This window comes from Cellulomonas sp. P4_B5_2 (assembly GCF_056402235.1).
The window spans coordinates 1-3,024 of sequence record NZ_JBFUHU010000388.1 but is presented as its reverse complement, the minus strand read 5'-3'; the positions used below and the strand labels follow the sequence as shown (position 1 = coordinate 3,024).

The 3,024-nt window shown below is 72.1% G+C and carries 3 protein-coding genes; all 3 read right to left on the bottom strand.

The genetic code is table 11. From position 1 onward, the window contains the following. Positions 1–588 (bottom strand): radical SAM protein (locus AC1DUQ_RS19945; protein WP_477074442.1); only part of this gene is annotated, 588 nt, incomplete at its 3' end. Positions 589–619: 31 nt separating this feature from the next. After that, positions 620–1,972 (bottom strand): histidine--tRNA ligase, encoded by a 1,353-nt coding sequence (hisS, locus tag AC1DUQ_RS19940; protein WP_477061964.1) that lies wholly within the window; start codon positions 1,970–1,972, stop codon positions 620–622. Positions 1,973–2,003: 31 nt separating this feature from the next. Then, entirely contained in the window at positions 2,004–2,720 is a 717-nt protein-coding gene (locus AC1DUQ_RS19935) for an MBL fold metallo-hydrolase (RefSeq protein ID WP_477061963.1), read from the bottom strand. Positions 2,721–3,024: the final 304 nt, after the last annotated feature.

Below are 3,024 nucleotides of genomic sequence, written 5' to 3'. Positions count from 1 at the left end.
CTCCAGGGCGTGCTGAAGGGTCTCGTCGCCGATCGCCAGGGAGACGCCGATACCGATCGGTACCGTCTGGGACGCCTCCGCCAGCAGACTCAGGTCGCGTCGCAGCAGGGTGCCCTTGGTGAGGATGGACAGCGGTGTGCCGCTCGATGCCAGTGCCTCGATGATCCCCGGCATGAACCTGTACCGGCCCTCGACGCGTTGGTACGGGTCGGTGTTGGTCCCCAGCGCCACGTGCTCGCGTGCCCACGACGGCCGCGCGAGCTCGGCCCGCAGCACGTCGACGACGTTGGTCTTCACGACGATCTGGGTCTCGAAGTCCCGGTCGGCGTCCAGGTCCAGGTACTCGTGGGTCGGCCGGGCGAAGCAGTAGCGGCACGCATGGAGGCAGCCCCGCGTCGGGTTCACCGTCCACCGGAACGGCATCGAGGACGCCGCCGGGACCTTGTTGAGCGCGCTCTTGCACGTCACCTCATGGAACGTGACCCCGGCGAAGTCCGGTGTGCGCACGCTGCGCTGCAGTCCGGCGAGCGCCAGCCCGGGCAGCGCCGACGTCTCGTCGCTCCCCAGCTTCTGACCGTCCCATCGCATGCGTCCATGCGAACACCTGTTCGAACTGGTGTCAAGCRGGCACGACGCGCGGCCACAGGTCGGCGTCGTCGGGCATCCACGTCGCCGCGTCGGCGTCCACCTGGTCGCCGGAGCGGATGTCCTTGACCTGGTCCGCCGCCGCGTCACCGTCGCCGACGAACCACACGAACGGGATCCCCCGGCGGTCGGCGTGCCGGATCTGCTTGCCGAACTTCGCCGCGGACGGCGCCACCTCGACCGGGATGCCCCGGGCGCGCAGCGCGGTGGCGACGGCATCGGACCTGTCGCGCGCGTCCTCGGTCGACACCGCGACCAGCACCGCGCTGGGGACGGAGCGCGTGACCGTCACCAGGCCGGCGCCCAGCAGTCGCGACACGAGCCGGGACACGCCGATCGACAACCCGACGCCCGGGTAGGTGTTCGCACCGTCCGACGCGAGCGTGTCGTACCGCCCGCCCGAGCAGATCGAGCCGAGCTGCTCGTGCCCGACCAGGACGGTCTCGTAGACGGTCCCCGTGTAGTAGTCGAGCCCCCGGGCGATCTTCAGGTCGGCGACGACCACGCCGGGAGCCCGGACGGCGGCCGCGCGGATGAGCGCACCGAGCTCCGCGAGACCCTCGTCGAGGAGGTCGTTCGACTCCCCCGCCAGGGCCCGCACGCGGTCGATCACCGTCTCGTCGGAGCCGCTGATGCTCGCGAGCTCCAGGCACGCGCGCGCCTGCGCGTCGTCGGCCCCGGCCTCCGCGACCAGGAGTGCCGCGACGGCTTTGGCGCCGATCTTGTCGAGCTTGTCGATGCTCCGCAGCACGGCCTCGACGTCCGTCAGCCCCAGCCCGCGGTAGAAGCCCTCGGCGACCTTGCGGTTGTTCACCAGGATCCGGACCGGCGGCACGCCGATCTCCTGCAGCGCACCGAGCGCCTCCGCCATCACCAGCGGGACCTCGACCTCGTAGTGGTACGGCAGCGCGCCCGCGCCGACGACGTCGATGTCGGCCTGGACGAACTCGCGGAACCGCCCGTCCTGGGGCCGCTCACCCCGCCACACCTTCTGGATCTGGTAGCGGCGGAACGGGAACGCCAGGTGACCGGCGTTCTCCAGCACGTACCGCGCGAACGGGACCGTCAGGTCGAAGTGGAGCCCCAGCGTCCCGGCACGGTCCGGCTCGGCCCCCGCCTCCTCCTGCAGGCGGCGCAGCACGTAGACCTCCTTGGAGGTCTCGCCCTTGCGCAGCAGCTGGTCGAGAGGCTCGACGGCGCGCGTCTCGATGCCGACGAAACCGTGCAGCTCGAAGGTGCGGCGCAGGGCGTCGAGGACGTGCTGCTCGACGAGGCGCCCGTCGGGCAACCACTCGGGGAATCCGGACAGGGGGGTGGGTCGTGCCATGGGCCCTGATCCTTCCAGACCCCGGAGGACCTCAGAGCCGCGCGAGGTACGGGTTGCGCGCCAGCTCGGTGGCGATGTCGCTCGTCGGTCCGTGACCGGGGACGACGATCGTCCCGGGCGGCAGGGTCGCGACGACCTCGCGCAGGGTCAGCTGCATCGTCGCGTCGTCTCCGCCGGGCAGGTCCGTGCGGCCGACCGACCCCGCGAACAGGACGTCCCCCGTGAAGGCCACGGTGTCGACCAGGTAGAGCGTCGAGCCCTCCGTGTGTCCGGGGGCGTGCCGCGCGACGATGCGGAGGCTGCCGAGCTGCATGACGGTGTCGGCGGAGCGGGCGTCGTCGATGCCACCGAACGGCTCGACCCGCCGCGGGGCCGTGTAGCTCGCGGGGTCGATGCCGGTGGCGGCGATCGCCTGGGCGAGAGGTCCGGACGGGTCGTGCGACGGGCTCCCCGACGAGCCCAGGAGCCCGAGCGTGCCGAACGGGTCGGCCAGGCGGTAGGCGTCGGCGGCGTGCAGCACCACCGGCACGTCGAGGGCGTCGGACAGAGGGCCGGCATCCCACGTGTGGTCGACGTGCCCGTGCGTCGCGAGCACCGCGGCCGGCCGCAGGTCGCGGTCCGCGACGAGCTGCAGCACGGAGTCGGTGACCCCTGCCCCGGCGTCGATGACGACGCACGAGCCGTCGTCGTGGACGAGCACGCTGCAGCGCGCGCCGAAGACCGCGGAGACGACGGTGATGACCTGCATGGGAGGCACGGTATCCCCCGGCGTGTCCGGACTGTGATGTCGCCCCTCGGCGTCGCTGGTCGCCGGTGGCGCTGGCTTGCCTAGACTGTCCCGGGTTCCCTTCATGCAGTGCGGCAGGTGGACGGCCTGCCGCACCGCGCGACGTCGCGAGGAGTGTGCGTGTCCAGCAAGAGCGAGCGTGAGTACGAGCGCCGCCGGTACGAGAAGTGGCAGGAGCGCCAGGCCAAGGCCCGGGCGCGCCGCCACCGCCAGCGCGTGATCGCCGGCAGCATCGTCGCCGCGCTCGTCCTCACCACCGGAGTCG